Annotated in this window: 27 protein-coding genes; 15 read left to right on the top strand and 12 right to left on the bottom strand. The window is 72.0% G+C overall.

All coding sequences use genetic code 11. The features are described from left to right. Positions 1 to 61 precede the first annotated feature (61 nt). Complete coding sequence (locus J5Y09_RS13555) at positions 62 to 1,240, top strand: M20 family metallopeptidase (protein WP_209352335.1); 1,179 nt, start codon at positions 62 to 64, stop codon at positions 1,238 to 1,240. Between the two features lie 101 nt (positions 1,241 to 1,341). Here the strand turns inward: J5Y09_RS13555 and J5Y09_RS13550 are convergent, their stop codons facing one another. Continuing rightward, the gene (locus tag J5Y09_RS13550) at positions 1,342 to 2,310 is read right to left on the bottom strand and encodes a Bug family tripartite tricarboxylate transporter substrate binding protein (protein ID WP_209352334.1); all 969 of its coding nucleotides are present in this window, start codon (positions 2,308 to 2,310) and stop codon (positions 1,342 to 1,344) included. Between the two features lie 66 nt (positions 2,311 to 2,376). Continuing rightward, a complete protein-coding gene (locus J5Y09_RS13545) occupies positions 2,377 to 3,345 on the bottom strand; it encodes a tripartite tricarboxylate transporter substrate binding protein (RefSeq protein WP_209352333.1) in 969 nt (322 codons plus the stop codon). Between the two features lie 123 nt (positions 3,346 to 3,468). Here J5Y09_RS13545 and J5Y09_RS13540 point away from each other — a divergent pair, with 123 nt between their 5' ends. Beyond that, on the top strand, positions 3,469 to 3,921 hold the full coding sequence (locus J5Y09_RS13540; RefSeq protein WP_209352332.1) for an acyl-CoA thioesterase: 453 nt from the start codon (positions 3,469 to 3,471) through the stop codon (positions 3,919 to 3,921). Here the strand turns inward: J5Y09_RS13540 and J5Y09_RS13535 are convergent. Both J5Y09_RS13535 and denD read right to left on the bottom strand, forming a co-directional pair. Next, entirely contained in the window at positions 3,918 to 4,307 is a 390-nt protein-coding gene (locus J5Y09_RS13535) for a RidA family protein (protein ID WP_209352331.1), read from the bottom strand. The genes J5Y09_RS13540 and J5Y09_RS13535 overlap by 4 nt on opposite strands. 2 nt (positions 4,308 to 4,309) lie before the next feature. Continuing rightward, the gene (gene denD / locus J5Y09_RS13530) at positions 4,310 to 5,293 is read right to left on the bottom strand and encodes a D-erythronate dehydrogenase (protein WP_209352330.1); all 984 of its coding nucleotides are present in this window, start codon (positions 5,291 to 5,293) and stop codon (positions 4,310 to 4,312) included. Between the two features lie 65 nt (positions 5,294 to 5,358). On the opposite strand from denD, the gene J5Y09_RS13525 reads away from it, so the two are divergent. From J5Y09_RS13525 to J5Y09_RS13500, 6 genes are all read left to right on the top strand, one after another. Next, the gene (locus J5Y09_RS13525; protein WP_245217106.1) at positions 5,359 to 6,540 is read left to right on the top strand and encodes a diaminopropionate ammonia-lyase; all 1,182 of its coding nucleotides are present in this window, start codon (positions 5,359 to 5,361) and stop codon (positions 6,538 to 6,540) included. Between the two features lie 74 nt (positions 6,541 to 6,614). Then, positions 6,615 to 7,952 carry a sn-glycerol-3-phosphate ABC transporter substrate-binding protein UgpB gene (ugpB, locus tag J5Y09_RS13520; protein ID WP_209352329.1) on the top strand — a complete coding sequence of 446 codons (1,338 nt, stop codon included), beginning with the start codon at positions 6,615 to 6,617 and terminating at the stop codon, positions 7,950 to 7,952. Positions 7,953 to 8,009: 57 nt separating this feature from the next. After that, positions 8,010 to 8,891: a sn-glycerol-3-phosphate ABC transporter permease UgpA gene (gene ugpA / locus J5Y09_RS13515; protein WP_209352328.1), complete on the top strand. Its 882-nt coding sequence runs from the start codon at positions 8,010 to 8,012 to the stop codon at positions 8,889 to 8,891. Continuing rightward, on the top strand, positions 8,891 to 9,778 hold the full coding sequence (gene ugpE, locus J5Y09_RS13510) for a sn-glycerol-3-phosphate ABC transporter permease UgpE (protein ID WP_209352327.1): 888 nt from the start codon (positions 8,891 to 8,893) through the stop codon (positions 9,776 to 9,778). Before ugpA ends, ugpE begins: the two co-directional genes overlap by 1 nt. Before the next feature lie 4 nt (positions 9,779 to 9,782). Then, positions 9,783 to 10,850 (top strand): ABC transporter ATP-binding protein, encoded by a 1,068-nt coding sequence (locus J5Y09_RS13505; RefSeq protein WP_209352326.1) that lies wholly within the window; start codon positions 9,783 to 9,785, stop codon positions 10,848 to 10,850. A 72-nt stretch (positions 10,851 to 10,922) separates the two neighbouring features. Beyond that, a complete protein-coding gene (locus J5Y09_RS13500) occupies positions 10,923 to 11,897 on the top strand; it encodes a tripartite tricarboxylate transporter substrate binding protein (protein WP_209352325.1) in 975 nt (324 codons plus the stop codon). Positions 11,898 to 11,903: 6 nt separating this feature from the next. Here the strand turns inward: J5Y09_RS13500 and J5Y09_RS13495 are convergent, their stop codons facing one another. From J5Y09_RS13495 to J5Y09_RS13480, 4 genes are all read right to left on the bottom strand, one after another. Next, a complete protein-coding gene (locus J5Y09_RS13495) occupies positions 11,904 to 12,707 on the bottom strand; it encodes a shikimate dehydrogenase family protein (RefSeq protein ID WP_209352324.1) in 804 nt (267 codons plus the stop codon). Beyond that, positions 12,707 to 14,839, bottom strand: coding sequence for an alpha-ketoacid dehydrogenase subunit alpha/beta (locus J5Y09_RS13490; RefSeq protein ID WP_209352323.1), 2,133 nt, complete (start codon positions 14,837 to 14,839; stop codon positions 12,707 to 12,709). Before J5Y09_RS13490 ends, J5Y09_RS13495 begins: the two co-directional genes overlap by 1 nt. A 1-nt stretch (position 14,840) precedes the next feature. After that, on the bottom strand, positions 14,841 to 15,599 hold the full coding sequence (locus tag J5Y09_RS13485; RefSeq protein WP_245217118.1) for an SDR family NAD(P)-dependent oxidoreductase: 759 nt from the start codon (positions 15,597 to 15,599) through the stop codon (positions 14,841 to 14,843). Between the two features lie 109 nt (positions 15,600 to 15,708). Continuing rightward, positions 15,709 to 16,938 (bottom strand): ABC transporter substrate-binding protein, encoded by a 1,230-nt coding sequence (locus J5Y09_RS13480; RefSeq protein WP_209352321.1) that lies wholly within the window; start codon positions 16,936 to 16,938, stop codon positions 15,709 to 15,711. Positions 16,939 to 17,061: 123 nt separating this feature from the next. On the opposite strand from J5Y09_RS13480, the gene J5Y09_RS13475 reads away from it, so the two are divergent. The 6 genes from J5Y09_RS13475 (at position 17,062) to J5Y09_RS13450 (ending at position 22,088) form a co-directional block, all read left to right on the top strand. Continuing rightward, a complete protein-coding gene (locus J5Y09_RS13475) occupies positions 17,062 to 18,069 on the top strand; it encodes an NAD(P)H-quinone oxidoreductase (protein WP_209352320.1) in 1,008 nt (335 codons plus the stop codon). A gap of 23 nt (positions 18,070 to 18,092) precedes the next feature. Further along, positions 18,093 to 18,833 carry an SDR family NAD(P)-dependent oxidoreductase gene (locus tag J5Y09_RS13470; protein ID WP_209352319.1) on the top strand — a complete coding sequence of 247 codons (741 nt, stop codon included), beginning with the start codon at positions 18,093 to 18,095 and terminating at the stop codon, positions 18,831 to 18,833. A gap of 4 nt (positions 18,834 to 18,837) precedes the next feature. After that, on the top strand, positions 18,838 to 19,023 hold the full coding sequence (locus J5Y09_RS13465) for a hypothetical protein (RefSeq protein WP_209352318.1): 186 nt from the start codon (positions 18,838 to 18,840) through the stop codon (positions 19,021 to 19,023). 10 nt (positions 19,024 to 19,033) lie between these two features. Then, entirely contained in the window at positions 19,034 to 20,374 is a 1,341-nt protein-coding gene (locus tag J5Y09_RS13460; protein WP_209352317.1) for an NAD(P)H-dependent oxidoreductase, read from the top strand. Between the two features lie 95 nt (positions 20,375 to 20,469). Continuing rightward, positions 20,470 to 21,327: a DMT family transporter gene (locus J5Y09_RS13455; RefSeq protein ID WP_209352316.1), complete on the top strand. Its 858-nt coding sequence runs from the start codon at positions 20,470 to 20,472 to the stop codon at positions 21,325 to 21,327. After that, on the top strand, positions 21,324 to 22,088 hold the full coding sequence (locus J5Y09_RS13450) for an alpha/beta fold hydrolase (protein ID WP_209352315.1): 765 nt from the start codon (positions 21,324 to 21,326) through the stop codon (positions 22,086 to 22,088). Before J5Y09_RS13455 ends, J5Y09_RS13450 begins: the two co-directional genes overlap by 4 nt. Here the strand turns inward: J5Y09_RS13450 and J5Y09_RS13445 are convergent. Then, the gene (locus J5Y09_RS13445; RefSeq protein ID WP_209352314.1) at positions 22,085 to 22,966 is read right to left on the bottom strand and encodes a metallophosphoesterase; all 882 of its coding nucleotides are present in this window, start codon (positions 22,964 to 22,966) and stop codon (positions 22,085 to 22,087) included. The two genes, J5Y09_RS13450 and J5Y09_RS13445, sit on opposite strands and share 4 nt — an antisense overlap. Before the next feature lie 79 nt (positions 22,967 to 23,045). Here J5Y09_RS13445 and J5Y09_RS13440 point away from each other — a divergent pair, with 79 nt between their 5' ends. Further along, positions 23,046 to 24,224: an FAD-binding domain-containing protein gene (locus J5Y09_RS13440; RefSeq protein WP_209352313.1), complete on the top strand. Its 1,179-nt coding sequence runs from the start codon at positions 23,046 to 23,048 to the stop codon at positions 24,222 to 24,224. 39 nt (positions 24,225 to 24,263) lie between these two features. On the opposite strand, the gene J5Y09_RS13435 is transcribed toward J5Y09_RS13440, so the two are convergent. Genes J5Y09_RS13435 through J5Y09_RS13425 form a run of 3 tightly spaced genes read right to left on the bottom strand, consistent with a single transcriptional unit; the run spans position 24,264 to position 26,778 of the window. Beyond that, the gene (locus J5Y09_RS13435; protein WP_408904057.1) at positions 24,264 to 24,911 is read right to left on the bottom strand and encodes a DNA-3-methyladenine glycosylase family protein; all 648 of its coding nucleotides are present in this window, start codon (positions 24,909 to 24,911) and stop codon (positions 24,264 to 24,266) included. Continuing rightward, on the bottom strand, positions 24,908 to 26,185 hold the full coding sequence (locus tag J5Y09_RS13430; protein WP_209352312.1) for a TRAP transporter large permease: 1,278 nt from the start codon (positions 26,183 to 26,185) through the stop codon (positions 24,908 to 24,910). Before J5Y09_RS13430 ends, J5Y09_RS13435 begins: the two co-directional genes overlap by 4 nt. Beyond that, on the bottom strand, positions 26,182 to 26,778 hold the full coding sequence (locus J5Y09_RS13425; protein WP_245217105.1) for a TRAP transporter small permease: 597 nt from the start codon (positions 26,776 to 26,778) through the stop codon (positions 26,182 to 26,184). Before J5Y09_RS13425 ends, J5Y09_RS13430 begins: the two co-directional genes overlap by 4 nt. Positions 26,779 to 26,813 lie beyond the last annotated feature (35 nt).

Genomic DNA, 26,813 nt, shown 5'->3' with positions numbered 1-26,813 from the left:
CGCCGCCCCCTTTGCGGCGGGCGCGGGCGGTGCCAGCCTTGCCGCGAAGGAGACCGCCCGCATGACCACCGAAGCGCAGATCACCGCCTGGCTCGCCTCGCAGAAGGCCGCGATGCTCGCCGAGCTCGAGGAGATGGTGAACACCGATGGCGGGTCCTACGACAAGCCGGGCGTGGACCGCACCGGCGCGCAGGTGCGCCGCTTCCTCGAATCCCACGGCATCCGCACGGAGATCGTGCCGGGCACGAAGCATGGCGACTGCATCCGCGGCTTCGTGGAAGGCGGCCACGCCATCGGCACCGGCAACCAGCGCAGCAACATCGTGCTGATGGGCCATCGCGACACCGTCTTCCCGCAGGGCGAGCCCGAGCGCCGGCCCTTCCGCATCGAGGGCGGCCTCGCCTACGGCCCCGGCGTGGCCGACATGAAGGCGGGCATCGTGATGAACATGTTCGTCCTCGCCGCCTTCGCGAAGTTCGGCGGCGCGCCGGGCCCGCTCGTCGGCCTGTTCACCGGCGACGAGGAGATCGGCAGCCCCGAGGGCCGCCCGGTGATCGAGGCCGAGGCGCGCAACGCCCGCGTCGTGCTGAACAGCGAGCCCGGCCGCGTCTCCGGCAACGTGGTCAAGGCGCGCAAGGGCGGCGTGTTCAGCGTGGTGGACATCGAGGGCAAGGCCGCGCATTCGGGCGGCAACTTCGAAGCGGGCATCAGCGCGATCGGCGAGGCCGCGAACAAGATCGTCGCCATCCACGCGCTGACCGACCTCGCCCGCGGCATCACGCTGAATGTCGGGCTGATCCAGGGCGGGCAGAGCGTGAACACCACCGCCCCCGCCTGCCAGTTCCAGATCGACCTGCGCTACATCGAGCCCGCCGACCGCGACGAGGTGATGGGCGCGATCCACGAGATCGTCGCGCGGTCCTACGTGCCGGGCACCAAGGCGCGGCTCGCCATCAAGGGCGAATTCCTGCCGCTGAACCCGACGCCGGAAAGCACGCGGCTGTTCTCGATCTACCAGGCCTCGGCCGCCGACAGCGGGCTGAAGGTGGAGGCCGAGTTCACCGGCGGCTGCGCCGATTCCGGCTTCACCGCGGCGCTGGGCGCGCCGACGCTGTGCGGCGTGGGCCCGGTGGGCGGCAAGGCGCACAGCCCGGAGGAATACCTCGAGGTCGAGACGGTGGTCCCCCGCGCCCAGGCGATGGCGCGGGCGATCCTGCGGCTGGAGCAGGCGGGCTTGTAGGAGCGGGGGGAGAAGGGAACTTCTCCCCCCGGAACCCCCCTCAACCTTCTTTGTGACCAAAGAAGGGAGGGGGCTCGGGGGAGGTTCTCCTACCCCGACCTTCACCCCCGCCAGGGCCTGACCTGCCAAAGCCGCTTCAGCCCCTCATCCACCCCCTGCGCGAAGGCCTTGTATTCCGCCCCGAACAGCGGCCGCAGCGGCATGAACTGGCGTTCCGCGTCGCGGCGGAAGCCTTCGTCGTTCAGCGCGTTGCGGAAAGCGGCTTCCAGCCTTGCGACGACCGGCGCGGGCATGTTGGGCGGCCCGACGATGCCGCGCGACGCGCCGCCCACGATGTCGAAGCCCTGGTCGCGGAAGGTCGGCACGTCGGCCGCTTCCGGCTGCCGTCGCGCCGCCCCCTGTGCGAGGATGCGCACCCGCCCCTCGCGCTTCAGTTGCAGCGCGTCGTTCACGTTCAGCACGGCGAGGTCCATGTTGCCGCCGAGCAATTGCGGAATGAGCGGCGCGGCACCGGCGAAGGGCACCTGCACCATGGGCGCGAGGCCGGCCGCGGCCTCGAAGGCCAGCATGAACAGGTGGTCGTCGCTGCCGATGCCGGTGGTGCCGTAGGTGATCTCCCCCGGCCGCGCGCGCGCCGCGGCGACCACGTCCGCCACCGTGCGGAAGGGGCTCTCGGCGCGGACGTAGAAGCAGTTCGCGTCCTCGACGATGTTGCAGATGAAGGTGAAGTCCATCGCGCGGTAGCGCACGTTGCGCTCCAGCGGGATGGCGCTGTGCGCAGGGATGGTGGTGGCGCCGATGGTGTAGCCGTCGGGCGCGGCGTTGAAGGTCGCCTCCAGCCCGATCTGCCCGGCGGCACCCGTGCGGTTGACGATGACCGGGCGCATGCCCGGGATCTGCGCCGCGACCAGCGGCATCACCAGCCGCGTCATCACGTCCACGCCGCCGCCGGCGGGGAAGGGGACGATGACCTCCACAGGCTTGTCGGCCGGCCAGGCGGGCTGGGCGCTGAGCGTGGCGGGCAGGGCGAGGCTGCCGGCCCCGGCCAGCAGGGCGCGACGCGTGGTCATGGTGCTTTCCTCCCGAATGCTTCGTTGGGGGAAGGCTAGGCGGCGCCGGAACGCCGCCGCAAGGGATTACCGCCGCCAGGGCCGGCGCGCGTACATCGCGCGCACCGTCTCCCCTTCGGCCAGCACCATCTCCCGGTACTCGCGCCCGACCAGCGGGCGGAGCGGGAGGGAGACGCGCTCCGCGTCGCGCACGTAGTTCGGGTCGGCGAAGGCGGCGGCGAAGGCCGCTTCCAGCGCGCGCGCGGCCTCGGGCGGGAATCCCGGCGGGCCGACGATGCCGCGCGCCGAGCCGATCACGACATCGAAGCCCTGCTCGCGGAAGGTCGGCACGTCGGGGGCCGCGGACCAGCGCGCGGGGGATGCCTGGCCGATGCAGCGGATGCGCCCTTCGCGCATCAGCACGATGCCCTCGCTCATGTTGAAGGACGCGACGTCGACCGCGCCCGAGAGCATGTCCCGCTGCACCTGCGCCGTGCCGTTGAAGGGCGCGTGCAGGGCGCGCACATCGGCCTTCTCCTCGAGCCCCAGCAGCACGAGGTGGTCGTCCGAGCCCACGCCCGCCGCGCTGCCGACGGAAACGCTTTCCGGCTGGCGCTTCAGCGCCGCGACGAGGTCGGCGAGCGAGCGGATCGGCGAGTTCGGCAGCACCCACAGCCCGCAGGCATCGTCCACGATGTTGGCGAAATAGGTGAACTCCTCCGCCTTCCAGCGCACCGGCCGTTCCAGCGGCAGGGTCGAGACGTTGAGGCTGCCGATGGCGCCGATCGTGTAGCCGTCGGGTGCCGCGTTGAAGATCGCCTCCATGCCGAGCTGCCCCGAGGCGCCGGCGCGGTTGACGATGACGAAGCGCACGCCCGGCACGCGGGAAGTGATCTGGTGGGTGGCGAAGCGCCCGACCGCGTCCACGCCTCCGCCGGGCGGGAATGGCACGATCACCTCGATCGGCCGGTCGGCCGGCCAGGCGGCGCGGGCCGGCTTCACGAAGGGCAGGGCAAGGCCCAGCCCGGCGAGCGGCAGGTGGCGGCGTGCGATCATGGCGGTTCCTCGGCCTTCGTTGCGGCCAGCCTCGCGCCCCGGCGCATGGCGATCAAGCGCGGCCTTCCGGAACGCGCCGCGCCGCGCCATGCTGCGCCGCGACATGGGGGAAGGAACCGGCAGATGGAAGCCGCGCTGCGCGACCGCTACGGCGTCGAGGGCCAATGGGGCCTGTGGCGGGAACACACGGTCCGCTGGGCGGAATGCGACATCTACGCGCATATCAACCACGCGGCCTACCTGACGCTTTTCGAGGACATGCGCATCGAATGGTGGCTCGGCGCCGGAGGGACCTTCTCGCCGGAGGCGCCCGGGCCGGTCGTGGGATCGCTCGAGGTGAAGTACCACCTGCCGGGGCATTTCCGGGACCAGGTGCTGCTCGCGGTGCGCACGGCGTCCTTCCGCCGCACCTCCTTCGTCCACCAGTACGGCATGTGGCGCGCGGATGGCGGGCTGCTGTGCTCGGCGCGCGCGCTGTGCGTGGTGATCGACAACGCCACGGGCCGCAAGGCGGAGATCGGCGAGCCGATGCGCCGCCTGATGGCCGAGCGCGACGGCGCGGTCGCGGAAGTCTAGAGCGCGACCACCAAATCCACTTCCACCAGCGCGCCGACGGCGAGCCCGGTGACGCCGACGCAGGTGCGCGCCGGCAGCCCGCCGGCGAAGAAGGCTTCCCACACCGCGTTCATCGCGGCGTAGTCGCGATCGAACTCGGTCAGGTAGACGCGGGCGAAGACGCTGCGCGCGATGTCGCCGCCGCAGCCTTCGACGACGGTGCGAAGGTTCTCCAGCACCTGCCGCGTCTGCGGCTCGACCCCGCCTTCCACGAGAACCTTGCCGCCGCCGGGCAGCGTCGGCATCTGGCCGGTGACGAACAGGAAGTCGCCCGCGCGCACGGCGTGGCTGAAGGGGGCGACGCGGTCGGGCGCTTCCGGCAGCAGGTGGCGGACGATCTCGAGCACGGTCAGAGGCCCCGCTCGGCGCGCGTCGCCTCAAGGTCGTCCTCGACGAAGGCGCGCACCAGGTCCTCCAGCGATTCCTGCTCGGCGAAGCCGAGGCGCCGGGCACGCTCCGCCCCGAAGGCGGCGGGCCAGCCGACGACGATGTCGTAGACCTCCCGATCGAAGACGAAGCCCACCTTCTCCCGCGCCGCGGGGCCAGCCACGGCGGCGAGCGCTTCCAGCATCTTCGCCACCGTCGCGCTCCGCCCCGGCGGGTTGATGCCGCGATCGGCGCCGAGCGCGGCCGCGTCGATCGTCGCGGCATGGAGGAACCATTCCATCGCGCTGCGCGGCGAACAGATCCAGACGGCGAATTCCGGCGGGACGGGGCAGTCGGTGGACAGCCCCAGCAGCGGTTCGCGCACGATGGCCGAGACGAAGGACGACGCCGCCTTGTTCGGCCGCCCGGGGCGGACCATCACCGTGGGCAGGCGGATGCTGACGGCGTCGAGGAAGCCCTTGCGCGTCGCGTCCTGCAGCAGCAACTCGCCGATCGCCTTCTGCGCGCCGTAGGAATTGGTCGGCATCTGCCGCCCATCGTCCGGCACCACCGCATCCTGCCCGCCGCCGAAGGAGGCGACGGAGGAGGTGAAGATCACCCGCGGCCTGGTCCCCAGCGCCCGGCAGGCGGCGACCACCGCCTGGGTGCCGGCGATGTTCACCCGCACGCCGAGGTCGTAGTCGGCCTCCGCCGCCGCGCTGACCACGGCGGCGAGGTGGAACACCACCTCCGTCCCCGGCGGGATGGCGGCCTTGACCGCTTCGACCGAGGCGACGTCGCCGCCCATGCAGATGACGGGGAAGGGGGCCTCGACCGGCGCCGGCGCCTTCAGGTCGAACAGCGTGAGGGCGGTGATGGCGCGCCCGCCCAGCGCCCCGTCCTTCGCCAGCCGCGCGGCCAGCTTCCGCCCGAGGAACCCGCCGCCGCCCAGGATGCTGACCTTCATGCCGTCCCCCTCAGATGATGCGTCCGGTTTGGCGCGGGGCGGGCGCCGGCGCAATATGGGCCACCATGATCCCGACCTTCCCGTTCCGCTTCCTGATCAACCGCCGGCAGGGCACGCCGGGCGTCGTCGTGCTGCCCGAGGGCGGCTTCCGCCGCGCCAAGGAGGAAATCGCCTCCTGGCCCGGCTACGCGCCGACGCCGCTGCGCGACCTGCCCGACGCCGCCGAGGCCGCGCGGGTGGCGAGCGTGCGCTACAAGGACGAGGGCGGGCGCTTCGGCCTGGGGTCCTTCAAGGCGCTGGGCGGCGCCTATGCGGTGATGCGGCTGCTGCAGGCCGAACTCGCCCGGCGCGGCGTGGCCAATGCCGCGACCGCCGAGGAACTGATGGATGGCCGCCACAAGGCGGCGACGCGCGCCATCACCATCTGTTGCGCGACGGACGGCAACCATGGCCGGTCGGTCGCCTGGGGCGCGCAGCGCTTCGGCGCGGCCTGCGTCATCTTCGTGCATGAGACGGTCAGCCAGGGCCGCCGCGACGCCATCGCGAAATGGGGTGCGGAGATCCGCGTCGTGCCCGGCACCTATGACGACGCGGTGCGCGAAGCGCAGAAGCAGGCCGAGGCGAATGGCTGGTTCGTCGTCTCCGACACCTCCTATCCCGGCTACACGGAAGTGCCGCGCGACGTGATGCAGGGCTACCGGCTGATGGCCGAGGAAGCGGCCGACCAGATCGGCCAGGCGCCGACGCATGTCTTCGTCCCCGGCGGGGTGGGCGGCGTCGCCGCCGCCGTCTCGGTGCAGATGCGCGCCCGATTCGGGGCGGCGACGAAGGTCATCGTCGCCGAGCCCGACAAGGCGGCCTGCCTGCTGGCCAGTGCCGAGGCCGGCGCGCCCACCACCGTGCCGGGGGAGCTGGATACGCTCATGGCCGGCCTCGCCTGCGGGGAGCCCTCGCTGCTCGCCTGGCAGGAGCTGGAGCGCGGCGCCTTCGCCTTCCTCTCCGTCCCCGACGAATCGGCCGTGGCCTGCATGAAGGCGCTGGCCGCGCGCACGCCGCCGGTGGTGGCCGGGGAAAGCGCCGTCGCGGGCCTCGCCGCCCTGCTGCTGGCGGCGCGGGAGCCCTTCGCGCGGACGGCCCTGGGCCTCGATGAGAGCAGCAGGGTGCTGATCTTCGGGACCGAGGGGGCAACCGACCCGGATGTCTATGAAAAACTGGTGGGCCACGCGCCGGCGGCTTCATCTGTCTGACTTATTTCTGTAATCTCTCGGTAAAGGTCGGCGGCTACTGCCCCGCGACCCAAACCAGGGAGAACCACGTCATCATGTTGCGCCGGACCTTTGCTGCCGGGGCGCTTGCCCTCGGCCTCGCCGCCCCCGCGGCGGCCCAGCAGCCCGTCGAGATCCAGTTCTGGCACGGGCTGACCCAGCCGCTGGGCGGGATGCTCGAGCAGATCGCCGCCGACTTCAACGCGAGCCAGAACCAGGTCCGCGTCGTCGCGTCCTTCCGCGGCTCCTACCCCGAGACGATGGTCGCCGCGATCGCCGCCTTCCGCGCCGGCCAGGCGCCGCACATCGTCCAGATGTTCGAGGTCGGCACCGGCACCATGATGGCCGCCGGCCGCGCGGTGAAGCCGCTGCACGAGCTGCTGGCCGAGACCGGCGTGCAGATTCCCTTCGACGACTACCTCCCCGCGGTGCGCGGCTACTACAGCCTGCGCGACGGGCGGATGATGTCGATGCCGTTCAACTCCTCGACGGCGGTCGCCTTCTACAACCGCGACGCCTTCACCCGCGCCGGGCTGAACCCGGACGAGTTCCCGCAGACCTGGCAGGGGCTTGAGCAGGCGGCGCGCCGGCTGAAGGCCGCTGGCATTGAATGCCCGATGACCATGGCCTGGCCGACCTGGACGCAGATCGAGCAGTTCAGCGCCATCCACAACATCCCGCTGGCCACGCAGGGCAACGGCTTCGGCGGGCTGAACGCCGAGCTGCGCATCAACAACCCGCTGATGGTCCGCCACCTGCAGAACCTGGTGGACTGGCAGCGCGAGGGCCTGTTCCGCTACGGCGGCCGCGACGGGCAGGGCGACGCGCTGTTCCCGAACGGCACCTGCGCGATCATCTTCGGCTCCTCCGGCCTGCGCGCCCGCGTGCAGCGCGAAGCGCAGTTCCAGTGGGGCGTGGCCATGCTGCCCTACTACGAAGGCGTGCAGGGCGCGCCGATCAACGGCATCATCGGCGGCGCATCCTTCTGGGCGATGAACCGCGGCCCGAACGCGACGCGCAGCGCGGCCGAGAACCAGGGCATCGCGCAGTTCTTCGCCTGGCTCGCCCGCCCCGATGTGGTGCGCAAGTGGCACGTCGAGACCGGCTTCCTGCCGGTGCGGCAGTCGGTCTTCCGCGCGCTGGAAGGCGAGGGCTTCTACCGCCAGAACCCCGGCGCCGACATCCCGATCGCGCAGCTGCTGCGCGGCGGCGGGCAGATGACGGAGAACTCGATGGGCATCCGCCTGGGCGGCTTCGTCGAGATCCGCACCATCATCCAGGAGGAGATGGAGCGCGCCTTCCAGGGCCAGCAGAACGCCGAGGCCGCGCTGAACAACGCGGTCACGCGCGGCAACGTCGTGCTGCGCAACTTCGAGCGGCAGAACCGCCAGTAAGGCAGGCCGGGGAAGGGCGCGCCCCTTCCCCGTCCCTCACGCGGGCAGCGGGGCATCATGCAGAAGAAGGTGATCTTCCGCGGCGTAGCGCTGCCCGTCGCACTGCTGCTGCCGCAATTACTCATCACCGGCATCTTCTTCTTCTGGCCGGCGGGGCAGGCGGTCTGGTCCTCCTTCCTGCGGGAGGACGCCTTCGGCCTGTCGCGCGAATTCGTCGGCCTCGAGAACTTCGTCGACGTGCTGACCGACCCGAACTACCTGACGGTGGTCTGGAATACGGCGGTGTTCTCGGCTTCCGTCGCCGTGCTCGCCATGGCCGTCGCGCTGTTCCTCGCCGTGCAGGCGGACAAGGCGATCCGTGCCGCGACCGCCTTCAAGACGCTGCTGATCTGGCCCTATGCCGTGGCGCCGGCCGTCGCCGCCGTGCTGTGGCTGTTCCTGTTCCATCCGCAGATCGGCATCTTCGGGCGGATGCTGAACAACGCCGGCATCATGTGGGACTACAAGATCAATGGCGGGCAGGCGATGACGCTGGTCATCATCGCCGCGGCCTGGAAGCAGGTCTCCTACAACTTCATCTTCTTCCTCGCCGGGCTGCAATCCATCCCCAAGAACGTGCTGGAGGCCGCGGCGATCGACGGCGCGCGGCCGCTGCGCCGCTTCTGGACCATCATCTTCCCGCTGATCTCGCCCACCACCTTCTTCCTGCTCGTGGTGAACCTGGTCTACGCCTTCTTCGACACCTTCGGCACGATCCACGCACTGACGCAGGGCGGGCCCGGGCTGTCCACCACCACGCTGATCTACAAGGTCTACGTGGACGGGGTGCAGAACCTGAACTTCGGCAGCAGCGCGGCGCAGTCGGTGATCCTGATGGTGCTGGTCATGGCCATGACGGCGATCCAGTTCCGCTTCATCGAGCGCAAGGTGCACTACTGATGGCCGATGCCGCAGCGCTCGCCGCCGCATCCCGCCGGCGCCAGACGCGCGGGCGCGTGCTCGCCTACGCCGCGCTCGCGCTCGGCGTGCTGGTCTTCGCCTTCCCGATCTGGATGACGCTGGTGGGCTCCACCCACGATGTCGGCAGCCTCGGCCGCGGCGACGTGCCGCTGTGGTTCGGCCCGCATGGCGCCGACAACTACACCTCAGCCTGGACGACGGGCGGGGCGGGCACGCGCAACACCTTCACCGTGCCGGCCTCGGCCATGCTGTTCAACAGCGCGCTGATGGCTGTGCTGATCGCGGTGGGCAAGATCGCGATCTCGCTGCTGTCGGCCTACGCCGTCGTGTTCTTCGCCTTCCCGGGGCGCATGATCGCCTTCTGGCTGATCTTCATCACCCTGATGCTGCCGGTCGAGGTCCGCATCATCCCGACCTTCGAGGTCATGGTGAACATGAACCTCACCAACTCCATGGCGGGGCTGACCATCCCGCTGATGGCGAGCGCCACCGCGACGCTGCTGTTCCGCCAGTTCTTCCTGACCATCCCGGACGAATACGTGGAAGCCGCGAAGATGGACGGCGCCGGCCCGCTCCGCTTCTTCCGCGACGTCGCGCTGCCGCTGTCGGTCACCAACATCGCGGCCCTGTTCGTCATCCTGTTCATCTATGGCTGGAACCAGTACCTCTGGCCGCTGCTGATGGTGAACGACCGGACGCTCGAGACCATCGTCGTCGGCCTGACGAAGATGATCGGCACCGGCGATTCCCAGAACGAGTGGAACACCATCATGGCGACCGCGATGATGGCGCTGCTGCCCCCCGTGCTCGTGGTGGTGCTGATGCAGCGCTGGTTCATCAAGGGCCTGACCGAGACGGAGAAGTAGCGCGGTGGCGAGCCTCGACATCCAGGGCGTCCGCAAATCCTTCGGCGCGACGAAGGTGCTGCACGGCATCGACCTCGCCGTGCGGGACGGGGAGATGGTGGTGATCGTCGGCGCGTCCGGCTGCGGGAAATCGACGCTGCTGCGCATCGTCGCGGGGCTCGAGACCGCCACCGACGGCAAGGTCCTGATCGAGGGGCAGGACGTGACACCGCTCGAGCCAGCGGACCGCGACATCGCCATGGTCTTCCAGACCTACGCGCTCTATCCGCACATGACGGTCTTCGACAACATGGCCTATGGGCTGAAGATCCGCGGCGTGCCGAAGGCCGAGATCGCCGCGCGGGTGAAGGAGGCGGCGGAGATGCTCTCCATCGCCCAGCTGCTCGACCGCAAGCCGCGCCAGCTCTCGGGCGGCCAGCGCCAGCGCGTCGCCATGGGCCGCGCCATCGTCCGCCACCCCAAGCTGTTCCTCTTCGACGAGCCGCTGTCCAACCTCGACGCCAAGCTGCGCGTGCAGATGCGCGCGGAGATCCGGCGCCTGCAGAAGCGGCTGTCCGTCACCTCCCTGTTCGTCACGCATGACCAGGTGGAGGCGATGACGCTCGGCGACCGGCTGGTCGTCATGCATGAAGGCCGCGCCGCGCAGGTGGGCACGCCCATGGAGGTCTGGTCGCGCCCCGCCGACACCTATGTCGCGACCTTCATCGGCAGCCCGGCGATGAACCTGCTGCCCGGCACGCTCGAACAGGGCGGCACCGCGGTGCGCCTTGCCGGCGGCGCGCTCTGGCGGCTTGCGGACGGCGCGCGTCCTGGCGCGGACGGCACGAAGGTGACCATCGGCATCCGGCCGGAACACCTGACCGTCGACGGCGCGGACGGCATCGCGATGGCGGTCGAACTGGCCGAGCCGCTGGGTTCGGAAACCGTCCTGCACGGGCGGCTGGCGGACGGCACGGCGCTGACCGCCCGCGTGCCCGGCGCGGCGGCGGCGGAACGCCTCTCCCTCACCCCCGATCCCGGCGCGTTGCATGTCTTCGAGGCCGAGAGCGGCCGCCGGATCGACCCGGCCTGAGGCGGCATTGACCCACGCCCGGCGCGCGGCCAGATAGGCGGCAGGAAACAGCCTCCGTCCGGGAGAGAGAGAATGAACCGCCGCCATATCCTTGGCCTTGGGGCCGCCGCCGCGCTCGCGCCCGCCGCCGCCCGCGCCCAGGCCGCCTGGCCGACCTCCCCCGGCCGCATCGTCGTTCCCTTCGCCGCCGGCGGCCCGACCGACATCCCCGCGCGCCTGCTGGCGGACGAGATGTCGAAGTTCCTGCCGCACCGGATGGTGGTGGAAAACCGCACCGGTTCCGGCGTGGTGGTCGGCACCGACATGGTCGCCAAGGCGCCGAAGGACGGGCAGACCATCCTCTACACCACGGTCGGCCACGCCTACCTGCCCGGCCTGTTCGAGCGCCTGCCCTTCGACCCGGTGGCGGACTTCACGCCGGCCGCCTTCATCGGCCAGATCCCGCAGATCCTGCTGGTGAACCGCGACTTCCCGGCGCGCACCCTGCCGGAACTCATCACGCTGCTGCGCAACAACCCCGGCAAGTACGACTACGCGTCCTCCGGCAATGGCGGCGCGGTGCATCTCGGCACCGAGCTGTTCCTGCACATGGCGGGCGGGCTGAAGGTGAACCACATCTCCTTCCGCGGGTCCTCCGCCGCGGTGCCGGAGGTGCTGGCCGGCCGCATCCCGATGATCTTCGACGTGGCCGCGGCGGCGCTGCCCTACATCCAGCGCGGCGAGCTGCGCCCGCTCGCGATCAGCACGCGCACGCGCATGCCCTATGCGCCCGACGTCCCCACCTTCATCGAGGGCGGCGTCGCCGACTTCGAATGCTACACTTGGCACATGGTGATGGCGCCGGCGGGCACGCCGATGCCGACGGTCAACGCCATCAACGCCGCCTTCAACCGCGCGCTGGCGATCCCCGCGGTGCAGGAGCGCCTCGGCCAGATGACGATGAACGTCACCACCAACAGCACGCCCGACAGCGCCGCGCGCTTCCTGGCGAGCGAGATGGCCAAGTGGACGCCGGTGATCCGCGCCGCCGGCATCCGTCCTTCGTAAGCGTCGCTACACAGCGCCCATGAAGCGGGCGAGCAGCGCGATCTGGGCGGCGAGCATCGGCTTGCCGCCATGGGTCGCGCAGCCGCGCCGCGCGGCTTCAGCCAGGAAGGGCGTGACTTCCGGCGCCATGATCACCTCCGCCGCCAGCATCGGCGGCGCGAGGCGCGCGACATCGAGCGGCAGCGCGTCGCCCGCATGCATCCCGAGCGAGGTCGCGTTCACCACCACGTCGTGCCCGGCGGGATCGGCCCCGCCCGCGCGCGTCTCGCAGCCCGGATAGGCGGCGCGGACCCGCGCGGCGAGGTCCTCGGCCTTCGACGCCGTCCGGTTGTGGATGGTCAGCCGCGCCGCGCCATGCCGCGCGAAGGCGAAGGCAAGCCCCGCCGCGGCCCCGCCCGCGCCCGCCATGAACACCGCGCGCCCGGCGACGTCGTGCCCCGCGCCGCGCAGCCCCGCGACGAAGCCTTCCCCGTCAAACTGCCCGCCGGTCAGCCGCCCATCGGTTTCGTGTCGGATGACGTTCACCGCGCCGACCTGCCGCGCTTCCTCGGTCAGGTCGTCGCAGAGCCGCGCGATCGCTTCCTTGTGCGGCACGGTCACGACGATGCCGCGCAGGTTGCGCATCCGGCGCAGCCCCTCGACGACGCTCGCGAGGTCCTCCGGCAGCACATGCAGCGGCACCAGCACGGCATCGGCCCCGAGTGAATCGAAATGCGCGTTCATCGCCTGCGGCGTGCGCACATGCGCGACCGGATGCGCCAGGATCACCGTGATCGCGGTATGGCCGGAGATGCTCGCGCGCGGCTGCATCAGCGCCGCCCCCGCTCGCGCTCCATGGCGAGCAGCGCGGCTTCCACATCCGCCTGCGTCGCGCGCGCGGCGTGTTCCAGCACCTTGGAGATGGTCGGGCTCGCCTCGCCGCCCGTCACCCGCGCGACGGGCGCATCCAGCCAGTCAAACAAGCGCCGCTGCGCCGCATCGGCGAACCAGCCGCCCCAGGACGGGCCCGCAGCACCTTCCTCCACCACGATCAGCGCGCCGGTGCGCCGCACGCTGGCTTCCACCGTCGTCCAGTCGAGCGAGGCGCGATCGAGCGTGCGCAAATCGATCACCTCCGCATCCACCCCCGCGGCCTCCGCCGCCGCGACGGATTGCGCCACCATGTTGAGGTAGGTCGCGACCGTCACCGCCGCGCCGCGCCGCGCGATCCGCGCGCGGCCGATCGGGATGACGTAGTCGAGGTCATCCTCCGGCGCCTCGCCCTCGCTCTGGTACAGGGCGACATGCTCCAGCACGAGCACCGGGTCGTCGCAGGCCAGCGCGGCGTTCATCAGCCCCACATAGTCGTAGGGCGTGGCGGGCGCGACGATCCGCCAGCCCGGCGCGGTGGCGAAGATGCCCGCCGGGTCCATCGAATGCTGGCTGCCGTAGCCCGTGCCGATCGCGACCTTGGTGCGCAGCACGAGCGGCGCCTTCGCCGTGCCCGCGAACATGTGCCGCGCCTTGGCCGCCTGGTTGAACACCTGGTCGGCGGCGACCCAGAGGAAGTCCGGGTACATGAACTCCACCACCGGGCGGAAGCGGCCATCCATCGCCATGCCGCCGGCCAGCCCCATGAAGGCGGCCTCGCTGATCGGCGTGCCCAGGATGCGGCCGGGGAAGGCCTCGGCCAGGCCGCGCGTCGCGCCGTTGGTGCCGCCGCGCAGGCGGTGGATATCCTCCCCCATCACGACGATCCGCGGGTCCGTCGCCATGCGGCGATGCATGACGTCCGCCACCACCTCGATGAACTTGCGCTGCACGATGCGGCCGCGGAATTCGGTGCGCGCGCCGGCGAGCTCCGAGAGGTCGCCGCGGATGTGCTGGTCCTTGCTCGCCGGATTAGGCCAGAGCGCGGGCCGGATGCGCCGCGCATTGCCGGCGGGCTCGGTGAATTCCTCCACGATCGCGGCCATGGCGGCCTCGATCTCCGCGCGCATCGCCGCCGCCTCCTCGCGCGGGATGCGCTTCTCCAGCAGCGCGATCGGGTCCCGCGCGCGCCAGGCGGCCTCCTCCTCCTTCGTGCGGTAGCCGAAGGCGGAGCCGGGCAGGGGGCCGTTCTGGTGGAAGAAGCGGTAGCACTCGGCCTCGACGATCGCCGGTCCCTGTCCCGCGCGGCAGAGCGCCACCGCCTGTTCCATCGCCAGCTTCACGGCCAGCGGGTCCATCCCGTCCACCTGCCAGGAGGGGATGGCGAAGCCCATGCCGCGCGCGGCGAGCCGCGTCTCCCGCGTGCTTTCGGCGACCGTGGTGGAGACCGCGTAGAGGTTGTTCTCGATGAAGAAGACGATGGGCAGGTTCCAGGCGGCGGCGAGGTTCATCGTCTCCGGCGCCGCGCCGATGTTCGTCGCACCGTCGCCGAGGAAGGTGACGGCGACATTGTCCGTCCCCGCGAACTTCATCGCCGCCGCCGCGCCCGCCGCGAGCGGCACGCCGCCGCCGACGATGGCATTGGTGCCGAGCGCGCCCGCTTCCGCCCAGCGCAGGTGCATCGACCCGCCGCGCCCGCCGGAATAGCCCGGCGCGAGGCCCATGATCTCGGCGAGCGCCCCGCGCAGCACGCCGCGCGCCTCCGGCGTCACCGCATCCGCGGCACCCACATGCCGCAGCGCCTTGGCGAGGAACTGGTGGTGCCCGCGATGGCTGCCGTTGATCTGGTCGCCGGGCTTCAGTGCGAGGATCGCCCCCGTGGCACCGCCTTCCTGCCCGATCGAGGAATGCGCCGGGCCGTGCACCAGCGCCTCGGAGGCGAGCCGCAGCACCGCTTCCTCGAAGGACCGGATCGCCTGCATCGACCACCACATGGCGCGGAGCTCCGCGGGCGTCAGCGCCGCCCAGTCCTCCTCGGTGGTGGCGAGCCGCAGGCAGGGCGCGGCGGGGGCGAGCGGCGTCGTCCGCGGCATGTCACGGCGCTCCGTTGGCGGTCCAGCCGGCATCGACCGGCAGCACCGCGCCGGTGATCGCCGACGCGGCGGGGGAGGCGAGGAAGCAGGCGAAGGCCGCGACTTCCTCCGGCCGCACCAGCCGGCGCAGCGGCGCGCGCGCGGCGAGCCGGACGGGATCGAGCCGCCCCGCCGCGACAAGGTCCGTCACCAGCGCGGTTTCCGTATAGCCCGGCGCCAGCGCGTTCACCCGCACGCCATGCGGCCCCCATTCGCAGGCCAGCGCGCGGGCGAGGTTCGCGACCGCCGCCTTGGTCGCGCAATAGGCCGCGCGTTCCGCCCCGCCGATGGTGCCATACAGCGAGGAGGTGAACAGGATCAGCCCCGCCCCGTCTCGCACCATGCGCCGCCCCGCCGCCTGGGCGGTGAGGAAGGCGCCGGTCAGGTTGACGTCGATCGCGCCGCGCCAGGCGGCCTCGGTCAGTTCGAGCGTCGGCGTGTTCACCGCGAAGCCCGCATTGGCGAGCGCGACATCGACGCCGCCCCAGGCTTCGTCCATCGCCGCGAAGGCGCGCTCGGCCTCGGTCACGTCGCCCTGCACGCAGAGCCAACCGTCTGGCGCCTGAGGCACCGGCGCGCGGTCGAGCACGCAGACGCGCCCGCCGCGCGCGTGGAAGGCATCCGCCACCGCGCGGCCGATGCCCTGCGCGCCGCCGGTGACCAGCAGGCGCGTGCCCGGCGGCGGGTCGGCGGGCGGCATCGGCGCGCCGGGCGCGGTCATCGCCACGCGCCCTTCGGGCGGCGGAGGTCGTCCCGCCGCGGCGTCGCCGCGTCGCGGGCGAAGGAGATGGGGCGGAGATCCATGGCGCGTCCGGGCATCCCGCTGCGCCTCACCCGCCGGCGCCGCCCATCTGGCGGCGCGCTTCCGCCACCGCGGCCTGGGTCGGGGAGATCGTGACCTGCCGCCCGCCCTGCCATTGCATCACGACGGGGCGCGCCCGCGTGTTCTGGCCCTTCTCGTCGAAGCGCACGCCCCAGCCGGTCGGCGTCGTGCCTTCCGCGACATCGGTCGCGAGGATGGCGGCGCGGATGCGATCCCGGTCCGTCGCATTCGCCCGCTGCACCGCATCGAGGCAGACGCGCGCGCCGAAGTAGTTCGCCAGCGAATGGCCCGAGCGCGGGTCCGACCCGTAGCGGCGCTTGTACATCTCGGCGAAGGCGGCGGCCCCGGGGGCGAACTGCTCGTTCACCGCGAACTGGGTGAAGTCCACGTTCATCACGCCCTCGAAGCCGGGGCCCACGGCGCGCGCCGTGTCGGTCAGCGAATAGCCGGCGCCGGACCCGATCACCATGCGCGGCCGCCAGCCCGCTTCCTGCATGCCGCGGAAGAACAGCACGATGTCGCTCTGGTAGCCCGTGTGCAGCACGACATCGGCGTTCACGCCGCGCAGGCGCTGGACGATCGAGGACAGGTCGACGCTGCGCGCCGAATAGGCGAGCCGCTCGACCATGTTGAGGCCGCGCGCGCGCACCTGCTGTTCCTGGAAGCCGCTGACGGTCTGACCGTAGAGCCCGTCCTCGTGCAGGATGGCGATGCGCAGGCTGGCGGCATCCACGCCGTGGATCGGCGCCAGCACGTCCTGCGCCGCGCCCACCGTCGTCGCGCCGAAGTCGGAGGCGCGCGGACAGGTGCGGAAGACGAAGCGGAAGCCGCGCTCGGTGATCGGGTCGCTGATCGCGCCGAGTTCGAAATACGGCACGCCCTGCAACTCGGTTGCCTGCGTCGCTGCGAAGGAGAGCGGGCTCGCATAGGTGCCGAACACGGCCGTCACGCGCTCGGCGGTCATCAGCCGGCGCACCTCGGAAATCGCCTGGGCCTGGTCGACGGCGTCGCCCTTCAGCAGGCGGACCTGGCGGCCCAGCACGCCGCCGGCCGCGTTGCGTTCCTCGGCCGCGATCTCGAGCCCGCGGAAGCTTTCGTCGCCGAACAGCGCCTGGGCGCCGGAGAAGGGGTAGAGCGCGCCGAACCGGATCTCGCCGCCCTGCGCCAGGGCGATGCGCGGTGCGGCGGCCGTCGCGCACAGGCCCGCCAGCAGCGGGCGGCGACGGATGGCGGGCATGACCTTCCTCCGGGTATTCGAAAGTTCCGCGGATGTTCATCGCCATTCCATGCCCTGTCCAGCCCGCCTTGACGGGCGGAGGAGCCGGCGCGATTGCTGCCCGGCATTCCGGGAGAACGAGACATGGCCGCGCTGCCGCAGGAGATGACATTCATCGCGCATGGCGCCGGCGGCGGGGCGGAGGTGCTGGTCCCCGCCCGCGGCCCGCTGCCCGCGCCGGGCCCGGACGAGGTTCTGATCCGCGTCATGGTCACCGGCGTGAACCGGCCGGACGTGCAGCAGCGCAGCGGGTCCTACCCGCCGCCGCCCGGCGCGTCGCCGATCATCGGCCTGGAATGCGCGGGGGAGGTCGTGGCGACCGGCGCCGCGGTCACGCGCTACAAGCCCGGCGACCGCGTCTGCGCGCTGACCAATGGCGGCGCCTATGCCGAATACTGCGCGGCGCCCGAGGCGCAGACCCTGCCCTGGCCCGCCGGCTACGACGCGGTCCGCGCCGCCGCGCTGCCCGAGACCTACTTCACCGTCTGGGCGAACCTGTTCGGCCATGGACGGCTCGCGGCGGGGGAGACGGTGCTGGTGCATGGCGGCACCTCGGGCATCGGCGTCACCGCGATCAAGCTGGCGAAGGCCTTCGGCGCGACGGTCTACGCCACCGCCGGAAGTGCGGCGAAGGTCGCCTCCTGCCTCGGCTTCGGCGCCGATGCCGCGATCGACTACCGCGCCCAGGACTTCGCCGAGGAGGTGAAGCGCCTGACCGGCGGCAAGGGCGTGGACGTGGTGCTCGACATGGTCGGCGCGGCCTATTTCCAGCGCAACCTGCGCTGCCTCGGCTGGGACGGGCGGCTCGTCATCATCGCCTTCCTCGGCGGGCACCAGGCGGATGCGGTCGACCTGCGCCCCGTCATGCTCAAGCGGCTGACCGTGACGGGCTCGACCATGCGCCCGCGCACCACCGCGCAGAAGGGCGCGCTCGCCGCGGCGCTCGAGGAGAAGGTCTGGCCGCTGCTCGCCGCCGGGCGCTGCGGGCCGGAGATCTTCGCGACCTTCCCGCTGGCCGAGGCCGCCGAGGCGCATCGGCTGATGGAAAGCAGCGCGCATGTCGGCAAGATCATGCTGAAGGTGGCCGACTGATCGGCGAGGGGAGGTATGCGGCGATGATCGACCTGACCGGCAAGGTGGCCTTCCTGACCGGGGCCAATGGCGGCATCCCGCGCGCGACCGCCGCGCTGTTCCGCCGCCTCGGCGCGCATCTCGTGCTGACGGACCTCGACCCGGCCGCGCTCGACGACTTCGCCAAGTCCCTGCCGGCCGGCGAGCAGCGCATCCTGACCGCGCGCGTGGACGTGACGAAGCCGGAGGAGATGGAGGAGGCGCTCGCCATGGCGGGCCGCGAATTCGGCGGCATCGACATCCTCGTCACCGGGGCCGGGCTGTATGTCGAGCAGGAAGTCACCGCCATGTCCGACGAGGATTGGCGCCGGACCCTCGGCATCAACCTCGACGGCGTCTTCTTCGCCTGCCGCGCGGCCATGCCGCTGCTGCGCCATGGCGGGTCGATCGTGAACATCGCCTCGATGGCCGGCCATCGCGGCTCCGTCCGCCACGCGCATTACGCGGCGTGCAAATCCGCCGTGCTCGGCTTCACCCGCTCGCTGGTGCATGAGCTGTCGCCGCGCGGGGTGCGCGCCAACTGCGTCTCCCCCGGCATCATCGCCACGCCGATGACGGAATCGATCATGGCGAAGAACGACGCGGCGCTGATCGCGGCGACGCCCATGAAGCGCTTCGGCACGCCGGAGGAAGTGGCGAGCGTCATCGCCTTCCTCGCCTCGGACGCCGCCGCCTTCGTCACGGGGGAGACGATCCACATCAATGGCGGGATCTACATGGACTGAGGCCATGTTCGTCGCGCTGATCCTTGCCGCCCTGCTGCTCGCCATCCTGGTCGCGCGCCTGCCGCGCGGCGGCGGGCGGGCCTTCGCCGCTGGCGGCGCGGTGCTGGCGCTGGCCGGCGCGGCGCTGGTGAAGCTGCGCGCGGGGCACCTGCCCGGCCACGGCCCGCGCCGCTGGCACAACCCTTCCTGAGGCCCGTCGCGTGAACCTGCATCGCAAGCTGCTCGCCCGCGCCGCCGAGGGTCGCCCTGTCCGCGTCGCGCAGATCGGCGCGGGCAAGTTCGGCTCGATGTTCCTTCATCAGGCGCGGCGCACGGCGGGACTGCATGTCGCGGGCATCGCCGACCTGTCCGTCCCGCGCGCCCGCGCCGCGCTCGCGCGCATCCACTGGCCGGAGGGGGCGTATGACGCGCCCGGCCTCGACGCCGCCATCGCGACCGGCGGGACGCACCTGACCGAGGATGCGATGGCGCTGATCGCCGATCCGCGCATCGAGGTGGTGTTGGAATGCACCGGCGACCCCGCCGCCGGTCTGCGCCACGCCCGCGCCGCCATCGCGCACGGCAAGCATGTCGTGATGGTGAATGTGGAGGCCGATGTCCTCGCCGGCCCGCTGCTGGCGCGCGAAGCGGCCGCCGCGGGCGTCGTCTATTCCATGGCCTATGGCGACCAGCCCGCCTTGGTGTGCGAGATGGTGGACACGCTGCGCGCCGGCGGCTTCACCGTGATCGCCGCGGGCAAGGGGACGAAGTACCTGCCGGAATTCCACGCCAGCACGCCGGCCACCGTCTGGGGCTTCTACGGGCTGAGCGAGGAACAGGCGCGGGCGGGCGGGATGAACCCGCAGATGTTCAACTCCTTCCTCGACGGCACCAAGTCGGGGATCGAGATGGCGGCGATCGCCAACGCCACGGGCCTCGCGCCACCCGAGGACGGGCTGGCCTTCCCGCCCGCCGGCACCTCCGAATTGCCGACGATCCTCCGCCCCCACAACGAAGGCGGCATCCTGCCGCGCAAGGGGATGGTGGAGGTCGTCTCCTCCGTCCGCCGCGACGGCGAGACCATCCCCGACAACCTCCGCTGGGGCGTCTACGCGGTGTTCGAGGGCGAGACGGAGTATGCCCGCCGCTGCTTCACCGAATACGGCGTCGCGACCGATCCGTCTGGCCGCTACGCCGCGCTGTGGCGGCCCTACCACTTCATCGGGCTGGAACTCGGCGTCTCCGTCGCCTCCGCCGCGCTGCGCGGCGAGCCGACGGGTTGCGGCACCGAATGGCGCGGCGATGTCGTGGCCGTCGCCAAGCGCGCGCTCAAGGTGGGCGAGGTGCTGGACGGGGAAGGCGGCGCCTGCGTCTGGGGCAAGTGCATCCCGGCCGCACGGTCGCGCGCGCTGGATGCGCTGCCGATCGGCCTCGCCCACGGCATCCGGCTGGTGCGCGACGTGGCCGAAGGCGCGATCGTCACCGCGGCGGACGCGCCACCCGACCCGGCATCTGATCCCGTGCGCATCCGATCCGAGATGTGTCGGATCTTCTCGGGTTAAGCACTTCCTAAAACGCCGAAGCGGGATCAAAATCCAGCCGAGTCCGGCACGCTCCGCGGCTCCAGCTTTTGGGACGGGAGCTTCGCACGGCGGCCATGCGTTCGGCCTTCCACATCCTGCTCGTGGCCATCGTGCTGTTCGGCGGCGCCTGGCCGGTGACCAAGGCGGCGCTCGCGAACGCGACGCCGATGTGGTTCGCCGTCGGGCGCGTCGTGCTCGCCGCCGGCGTCTCGGCGCTGGTGCTCGCCATGCTCGGGCGGCTGCGGCTGCCGAAGCGCGGCGACATCCCTTCCATCATCGGCCTCGGCGTCTTCCAGCTCGGCGGCTTCTTCATCCTCGCCCATGCCGCGGTCGCGATCGTCGAGGCCGGGCGCACCGCGATCATCTCCGCCGTCGTGACCTATTGGCTCATTCCCCTCTCGGTGCTGGTGCTGGGGGAAAAGGTGCCGCCGCATCGCTGGGTGGCGGCGGGGCTGGGGCTGGCGGGCGTGGCGGTGCTGTCCGGGCCCTGGGCGGTCGACTGGATGGACCTCGATGCGCGGCTCGGCCACGGGATGCTGGTGGGCGCGGCGCTGCTGTGGACGCTCGCCATCATCTCCACGCGCAAATGGCCGCCGCCGACGCCGGTGTTCGAATTGCTGCCCTGGTGCTTCGCGCTGGCGACGGTGGTGATCCTGCCCTTCGCCATGGTGCTGGAACCGCAGGGCGGCATCTTCGGGCCGGCCTGGCCGTACATGCTGTATATCGGGCTGATCGTCGCGCCGATCGGCACCTGGTGCGTGATCGAGGTCGGGCGCCGCCTGCCCGGCGCGGTCGCCTCCGTCGCCTTCCTGCTGGTGCCCGCCTTCGGCGTGCTGGTCAGCACCGTCTGGCTGGGCGAGCCGGTGGGCTGGGACATCGTGGCCGGCGGCGGGCTGATCGTCGCCTCGGTCGTGCTGGCGTCCCGGACATGATCCTCGCCTGCACGGAAGCGGGGGAGGGCCCGCCGCTCATCCTCCTGCACGGGCTGTTCGGCGCGGGGCAGAACTGGGGCGCGATCCGCAAGGCATTGGCGCCGCGCTTCCGCGTGCTGGCGCCCGACCTGCGCAACCACGGCGCATCGCCGCACCACGCCGACATGTCCTACGCCGCCATGGCGGCCGACGTGGCGGAGACGATGGACGCCGCCGGCATCCCCCGTGCCGCGGTGCTGGGCCATTCGATGGGCGGCAAGGTGGCGATGACGCTGGCCCTGGCGCGGCCGGACCGCGTCGAGCGGCTGGTGGTCGCCGACATCGCGCCGGTGCGCTACCGCCCGACGCTGCGCGCCTATGTCGCGGCGATGCAGGCGCTGCCGCTCGCGCCGGGGCTCACGCGCAAGGCGGCGGACGAAGCCCTGGCGGCGACCATCCCGGAAGCGGGCATCCGCGCCTTCCTGCTGCAGAGCCTGCGCTTCGAGGCCGACCCGCCGTCGTGGCGCCTGGGCCTGGCGGAAATCGCCGCCGCCATGCCCGCCATCGAGGATTTCACCGCCGCCCCCGGCGCGACCTTTGGCGGGCCGACGCTGGTCATGGCCGGCGCGCGGTCGCCCTACATCCGCGCCGAGCATCACGAGGCCTTCCGCGCGCTGTTCCCGCGCGCGGACTTCGCCACCGTGGCCGATGCCGGGCATTGGCTGCATGCGGAGAACCCGGGCGGCTTCCTCGCCGCGCTGGAGCCCTTCCTCGGTCCCTAGGCCGACAACTCCACCAGCGTGACCTCCGGCGGCACGCCGAAGCGCACGGGCAGGGTGGACACGCCAAGCCCGCCCGAGACCACAAGGTCCCGCCCGCCCTCCCGCACATGGCCCCAGGCGTAGCGGTTGCCGTGGCGGGACGGGACCACTGGCGACCAGCCCATCAGCCGCACCTGGCCGCCATGGGTGTGGCCGGAAAAGGTCGCGGCGACGCGCGCGGGCACGGACTCGAACATGTCGGGCTCATGCGCCATCAGCAGCAGCGGCGCGTCGCCCGCGACCTGGTCCATCAGCCGCGGCAAGTCGTCCGCGCCGCGGCGCAGGCCGAAGGCCCAGGAGGAATCGAGCCCGCCCACCAGCACCGGCCCCGCGCGCAGCACCGCGTTGCGCAGCACGGGAATGCCCGCGCCGTCCAGCGCGCGGGCGATGGAGGGCACGGCGCCGCGCCCGATGCGCATCGCCTCCCTGTCCTCCCACCAATCGTGGTTGCCGTTGATGGCGAAGACGCCGTGCCGGGCGCGCAGCGCGGCCAGGCGCCGCGCCACATCCGCATGCGCCAGCACGCGGGAGACGAGGCGGATGGACGGCCCGTAGTCGCCCAGCAGCAGCGTCAGGTCGGGGTCGAGCGCATTGGCCGCGGCGACGATGCGCTCGATCCGCGCCTCGTCCATCAGCGGCGCGCCGGCATGCAGGTCCGCCAGCAGCACGACGCGCAGCGACAGCCCCGGCGGCCATCCCGCCGGCGCCACGCGATGCCGCTGCACCGCCAGCCGCAGGAAGGGCTCCACGCCTAGCCCGTAGCCCGCGCCGAGCACCCCCGCCGCCGCGAGGCCGCCCAGGCCCGCGAGCACGCCGCGCCGTCCGATCATCTTCGCCATCGGCGACGCATCATGCGCGCGATGATGGCGGCAGCGCGGCGGGCTTGCGGGCGCGGCCCGCCCGGCCACATGCGCGCCCATGACGGAGATCGCCCCGCCCAGCCGCGCCGCCGCCCTCGCGCGCCTCGACGCCTTCGCCCCGCGCATGGGCCGCGCCTATGAAGCGGGGCGCAACCACGACCCGGGGCCGGGCGCGCGGCGGGATGTCTCGATGCTCTCGCCCCATGTGCGCCACCGGCTGGTGACGGAGCGCGACCTAGTCGCGGCCGCGATCTCGCAGCACGGCCCCCGCGCGGCGGAAAAATTCATCCAGGAGGTCTTCTGGCGGTCCTACTGGAAGGGCTGGCTGGAGATGCGGCCCGTCGTCTGGGACCGCTTTCGCGCCGCGCGCGACGCCGCGCTGGCCGCCCCGCCGCCGGGCCATGAGGCCGCGCTGCGCGGGGAGACTGGTATCGCCTGCTTCGACGCCTGGGCGCGCGAACTGATTGAGACCGGCTGGCTGCACAACCACGCCCGCATGTGGTTCGCCAGCATCTGGATCTTCACGCTGCGCCTGCCCTGGGCGCTGGGTGCGGATGTCTTCCTGCGCCACCTCCTCGATGCCGATGCGGCGTCCAACACCCTGTCCTGGCGCTGGGTCGCGGGGATGCAGACGCGGGGCAAGCACTATGTCGCGCGGGCGGAGAACATCGCGCGCTTCACCGGCGGGCGCTTCGATCCGCGCGGGCAGCTGGAGGAGGACCCCGCGCCGCTCGATGACGGCCCGGCGCCGCCCGCCGCCGCGCTGCCGCCGCCGGACCGCGTGCCGGAGGGGTCGGCCCTGCTGCTGCTGCATGAGGACGACCTGCATCCGGAAAGCCTCGACCTCGGCGCGGCGCGCATCGTGGCGGTGGCGGGCGTGGCGACGGCGGACCGGCGCTCGCCGGTTGGCGTGGCGCCTGGTGCGCGCGCCTTCGCGGAAGGCGCGATGGAGGATGCACTGGCGCGCGCCGCCGCGCATTTCGGCGTGCCGGCGCGGCGCGTGGCGCTGGAAGACATCGCGGCCTTCGCCGCGGCGCATGGCGCGGCGCGCATCGTGACACCCTGGGCGCCGGTCGGCTGGACGGCGGATGCGCTGGCGCCCCTGAAGCCGCTGCGCCTGCGGCGGGACTGGGACAGCCTGTGCTGGCCGCGCGCGACCAAGGGCTTCTTCGCGTTCCGGGAGCACATTCCGGCGCTGACCGAGGCGCTGGTCATGCGCGGGGCGGCCGCGCGCTGATCCGCGTCCGGCACGGGGCGCATCCGTGCCGGCCGGGCATCAGATCGCCTGCGGCGGCCTGAAGCGCCCTTCCTTGGCGAGGTCCGCGGCCCGCCAGAAATACCAGGCGGCGGTGGTGCGGTACGGCGCCCAGGCCTCCCCGATCTCGGCCAGCGCGCGCGGCTTGGGCTGTTCGTCGAGCCCGGCGGCGAGGCGATAGCCCTCCCGCACGCCGAAATCGTCCACCGGCAGAATGTCCGGCCGGCCGAGGGTGAAGATCAGCAGCATCTCCACCGTCCAGCGCCCGACGCCGCGCAGGGGGACCAGCCGCTCGACCAGCGCGTCGTCGGACAGGCGCCGCGCGGCCGCGCGCGTCGGCACGATGCCGAGCGCCGCCTTCTCCGCGATGTCGCGGATGGCGAGCACCTTGTTGGCCGAAAGCCCGCAGGCGCGCATCTGCTCGGGCGTCAGCGCGAGCACCGTCTCGGGCGTCGGGAAGCCCTTCTGGTCGCACAGGGCCAGGAAGCGGCCGAGGATCGCCTCCGCCGCCCGCCCATGCACCTGCTGGTGGGCGATGGCGCGCACCAGCGCCTCATAGGGCTGGCGCCGCGCCGGCGTCAGCGTGCAGGGGCCGACCTGTCGGATGACGCGCTTGAGCGCGGGGTCCCGCCGGAGGTGCCGCAGCGCCTCCGGCGTGCCGATGCTCACCGGAACACCAGCTGCGGCAGGGTCAGGGTGATGGCCGGAACGTAGGTGATGACCATCAGGCAGGCGAAGACCACGCCGATGAAGACGACGAGGTACTTCATCATCCTGTCGATGCTGCACCCGGCCACCTGCGCCGCGGCGAAGAGGTTCACGCCGAAGGGGGGCGTGATCATGCCGAGAGCGAGGTTCACCACCATGATCGTGCCGAAATGCACCCCGTCGATGCCCAGCTTCTCCGCCGCCTCAGAAAGGATCGGCGCGAGCACGATGATCGAGGCCGAGGTCTCGACGAACATGCCGACGACGAAGAGGAACACGTTCACCACCAGCAGGTAGAGCCCCGCGCTGTCGAAGGCCGTGGCCAGCCACTCGGCCGCCGCGTCCGGCACGCCCTGGCGGTTCAGCAGCCAGGAGAAAAGTGCGGCGCAGGCGATGATGAACATGATCACCGCGCTGCTGATCACCGACTTGCGGAAGATCGGCAGCAGGTCGCGCAGCCCGATTTCCCGGTGCAGGAACATCCCCACGATCAGCGCGTAGACCACGGCGACGACGGACGCCTCGGTCGGCGTGGTGATGCCGCCATAGATGCCGCCCAGCACCACCACGGGCATGACCAGCGCGAAGGCGGCCTGCCGCGTCGCGGTCAGGACGGGCAGGCGGTTCTCGCCGTCCCGCTTGCCCCAGCCCATGATGCGGCACCAGACCAGCACGGTCACGATCAGCGCGCCGCCGATCAGGAAGCCCGGCCCGAAGCCCGCGATGAACAGCTCCGGGATCGAGGTCTGGGTCGTCACGCCATAGAGGATCATCGGGATCGACGGCGGGATGATCACGCCGAGTTCCGCCGCCGTCGCCTGCAGCGCCGCCGCGAAGCCGACCGGATAGCCGGCGCGGACCAGCGCCGGGATCATGATGGCGCCGATCGCGAAGGTGGTCGCGACGGAGGACCCGCTGATCGCCGCGAAGATCATGCAGGTGACGACGCAGGTGGCCGGCAGCCCGCCCTGCACGCCGCCGACGATCGACCGCGCGAATTCCACCAGGCGGCGGGAGATGCCGCCGACATCCATCAGGTTGCCCGCCAGGATGAAGAAGGGGATCGCGGCCAGCGGAAACTTGTCGAGCGCCACGAAAAGCTGCTGCGCCGCGACGATGAGCGGGAAGGAGGTGTAGCCCGCGATGCCGACCACGGCGGCAAGCCCGATGGCGACCGCGACCGGGATGCTGGCGGCGAACAGCACCAGCATCACGGTGAGCATCATGCCGCTCATACCGCGTTCTCCAGATCCTCGGCGCGTCGGTCGAGGAAATGCGCGACCACGCCCACCATCGCGAAGACCGCGCCGATCGGGATGGCGGCGTAGCCCCAGGACATCGAGACCTCGAGCCCGGCCATCTCCTGGAACTGCACCCGCTCGGCCATCATCCAGCCGAACCAGAACATGACGCCCAGCATCGACAGGCAGCAGGCGAGCGTCGCCGCTTCCAGCGCCCGGCGCAGCGCGCCCGAGGAATAGCGGTGCGCCACGTCGATCGACACCAGCGCGCCGGCGCGCAGCGCGACCGCCACGCCGATGAAGGCCATCCAGATCAGCGCGGTGCGCACCAGCGCCTCCGACCAGACGGAGGGCGTTTCCGTCGCGAAGCGCGCCACCACCTGCCACAGGCCCGCCGCCACGGCGACGGCCAGCGCGAGGCTCGCGAGCAGCGCGGCGATGCCGGTCGAGACGCGGTCGAGCGCGAGGATCGCGCGCCGCACCCCGGCGCGGGCGCCTTCGCCCGACCCCGCCCAGAGCGCAAGGGCCACGGTGAGGAGCGTCGCGGCCCCGGTCACCTGCAAGGGCAGCAGGTTGATTGGATTCATCGGGCCTCCCGGGGCCGCTCGAGAAGGGGGGCACG

The sequence above is a fragment of the Roseomonas nitratireducens genome, from assembly GCF_017813355.1.
Lineage (GTDB): Bacteria > Pseudomonadota > Alphaproteobacteria > Acetobacterales > Acetobacteraceae > Neoroseomonas > Neoroseomonas nitratireducens.
The sequence above is the reverse complement of the archived record's forward strand: the minus strand, read 5'-3'. Positions and strand labels throughout refer to the sequence as shown.

Bases quoted from the DNA above. Each gene is read 5' to 3' on its own strand.
- J5Y09_RS13555 (WP_209352335.1), top strand. From the start codon at position 62: ATGACCACCGAAGCGCAGATCACCGCCTGGCTCGCCTCGCAGAAGGCC.
- J5Y09_RS13550 (WP_209352334.1), bottom strand. From the start codon at position 2,310: ATGACCACGCGTCGCGCCCTGCTGGCCGGGGCCGGCAGCCTCGCCCTG.
- J5Y09_RS13545 (WP_209352333.1), bottom strand. From the start codon at position 3,345: ATGATCGCACGCCGCCACCTGCCGCTCGCCGGGCTGGGCCTTGCCCTG.
- J5Y09_RS13540 (WP_209352332.1), top strand. From the start codon at position 3,469: ATGGAAGCCGCGCTGCGCGACCGCTACGGCGTCGAGGGCCAATGGGGC.
- denD (WP_209352330.1), bottom strand. From the start codon at position 5,293: ATGAAGGTCAGCATCCTGGGCGGCGGCGGGTTCCTCGGGCGGAAGCTG.
- J5Y09_RS13525 (WP_245217106.1), top strand. From the start codon at position 5,359: ATGATCCCGACCTTCCCGTTCCGCTTCCTGATCAACCGCCGGCAGGGC.
- ugpB (WP_209352329.1), top strand. From the start codon at position 6,615: ATGTTGCGCCGGACCTTTGCTGCCGGGGCGCTTGCCCTCGGCCTCGCC.
- ugpA (WP_209352328.1), top strand. From the start codon at position 8,010: ATGCAGAAGAAGGTGATCTTCCGCGGCGTAGCGCTGCCCGTCGCACTG.
- ugpE (WP_209352327.1), top strand. From the start codon at position 8,891: ATGGCCGATGCCGCAGCGCTCGCCGCCGCATCCCGCCGGCGCCAGACG.
- J5Y09_RS13500 (WP_209352325.1), top strand. From the start codon at position 10,923: ATGAACCGCCGCCATATCCTTGGCCTTGGGGCCGCCGCCGCGCTCGCG.
- J5Y09_RS13495 (WP_209352324.1), bottom strand. From the start codon at position 12,707: ATGCAGCCGCGCGCGAGCATCTCCGGCCATACCGCGATCACGGTGATC.
- J5Y09_RS13490 (WP_209352323.1), bottom strand. From the start codon at position 14,839: ATGCCGCGGACGACGCCGCTCGCCCCCGCCGCGCCCTGCCTGCGGCTC.
- J5Y09_RS13485 (WP_245217118.1), bottom strand. From the start codon at position 15,599: ATGACCGCGCCCGGCGCGCCGATGCCGCCCGCCGACCCGCCGCCGGGC.
- J5Y09_RS13480 (WP_209352321.1), bottom strand. From the start codon at position 16,938: ATGCCCGCCATCCGTCGCCGCCCGCTGCTGGCGGGCCTGTGCGCGACG.
- J5Y09_RS13475 (WP_209352320.1), top strand. From the start codon at position 17,062: ATGGCCGCGCTGCCGCAGGAGATGACATTCATCGCGCATGGCGCCGGC.
- J5Y09_RS13470 (WP_209352319.1), top strand. From the start codon at position 18,093: ATGATCGACCTGACCGGCAAGGTGGCCTTCCTGACCGGGGCCAATGGC.
- J5Y09_RS13465 (WP_209352318.1), top strand. From the start codon at position 18,838: ATGTTCGTCGCGCTGATCCTTGCCGCCCTGCTGCTCGCCATCCTGGTC.
- J5Y09_RS13455 (WP_209352316.1), top strand. From the start codon at position 20,470: ATGCGTTCGGCCTTCCACATCCTGCTCGTGGCCATCGTGCTGTTCGGC.
- J5Y09_RS13450 (WP_209352315.1), top strand. From the start codon at position 21,324: ATGATCCTCGCCTGCACGGAAGCGGGGGAGGGCCCGCCGCTCATCCTC.
- J5Y09_RS13445 (WP_209352314.1), bottom strand. From the start codon at position 22,966: ATGGCGAAGATGATCGGACGGCGCGGCGTGCTCGCGGGCCTGGGCGGC.
- J5Y09_RS13440 (WP_209352313.1), top strand. From the start codon at position 23,046: ATGACGGAGATCGCCCCGCCCAGCCGCGCCGCCGCCCTCGCGCGCCTC.
- J5Y09_RS13430 (WP_209352312.1), bottom strand. From the start codon at position 26,185: ATGAGCGGCATGATGCTCACCGTGATGCTGGTGCTGTTCGCCGCCAGC.
- J5Y09_RS13425 (WP_245217105.1), bottom strand. From the start codon at position 26,778: ATGAATCCAATCAACCTGCTGCCCTTGCAGGTGACCGGGGCCGCGACG.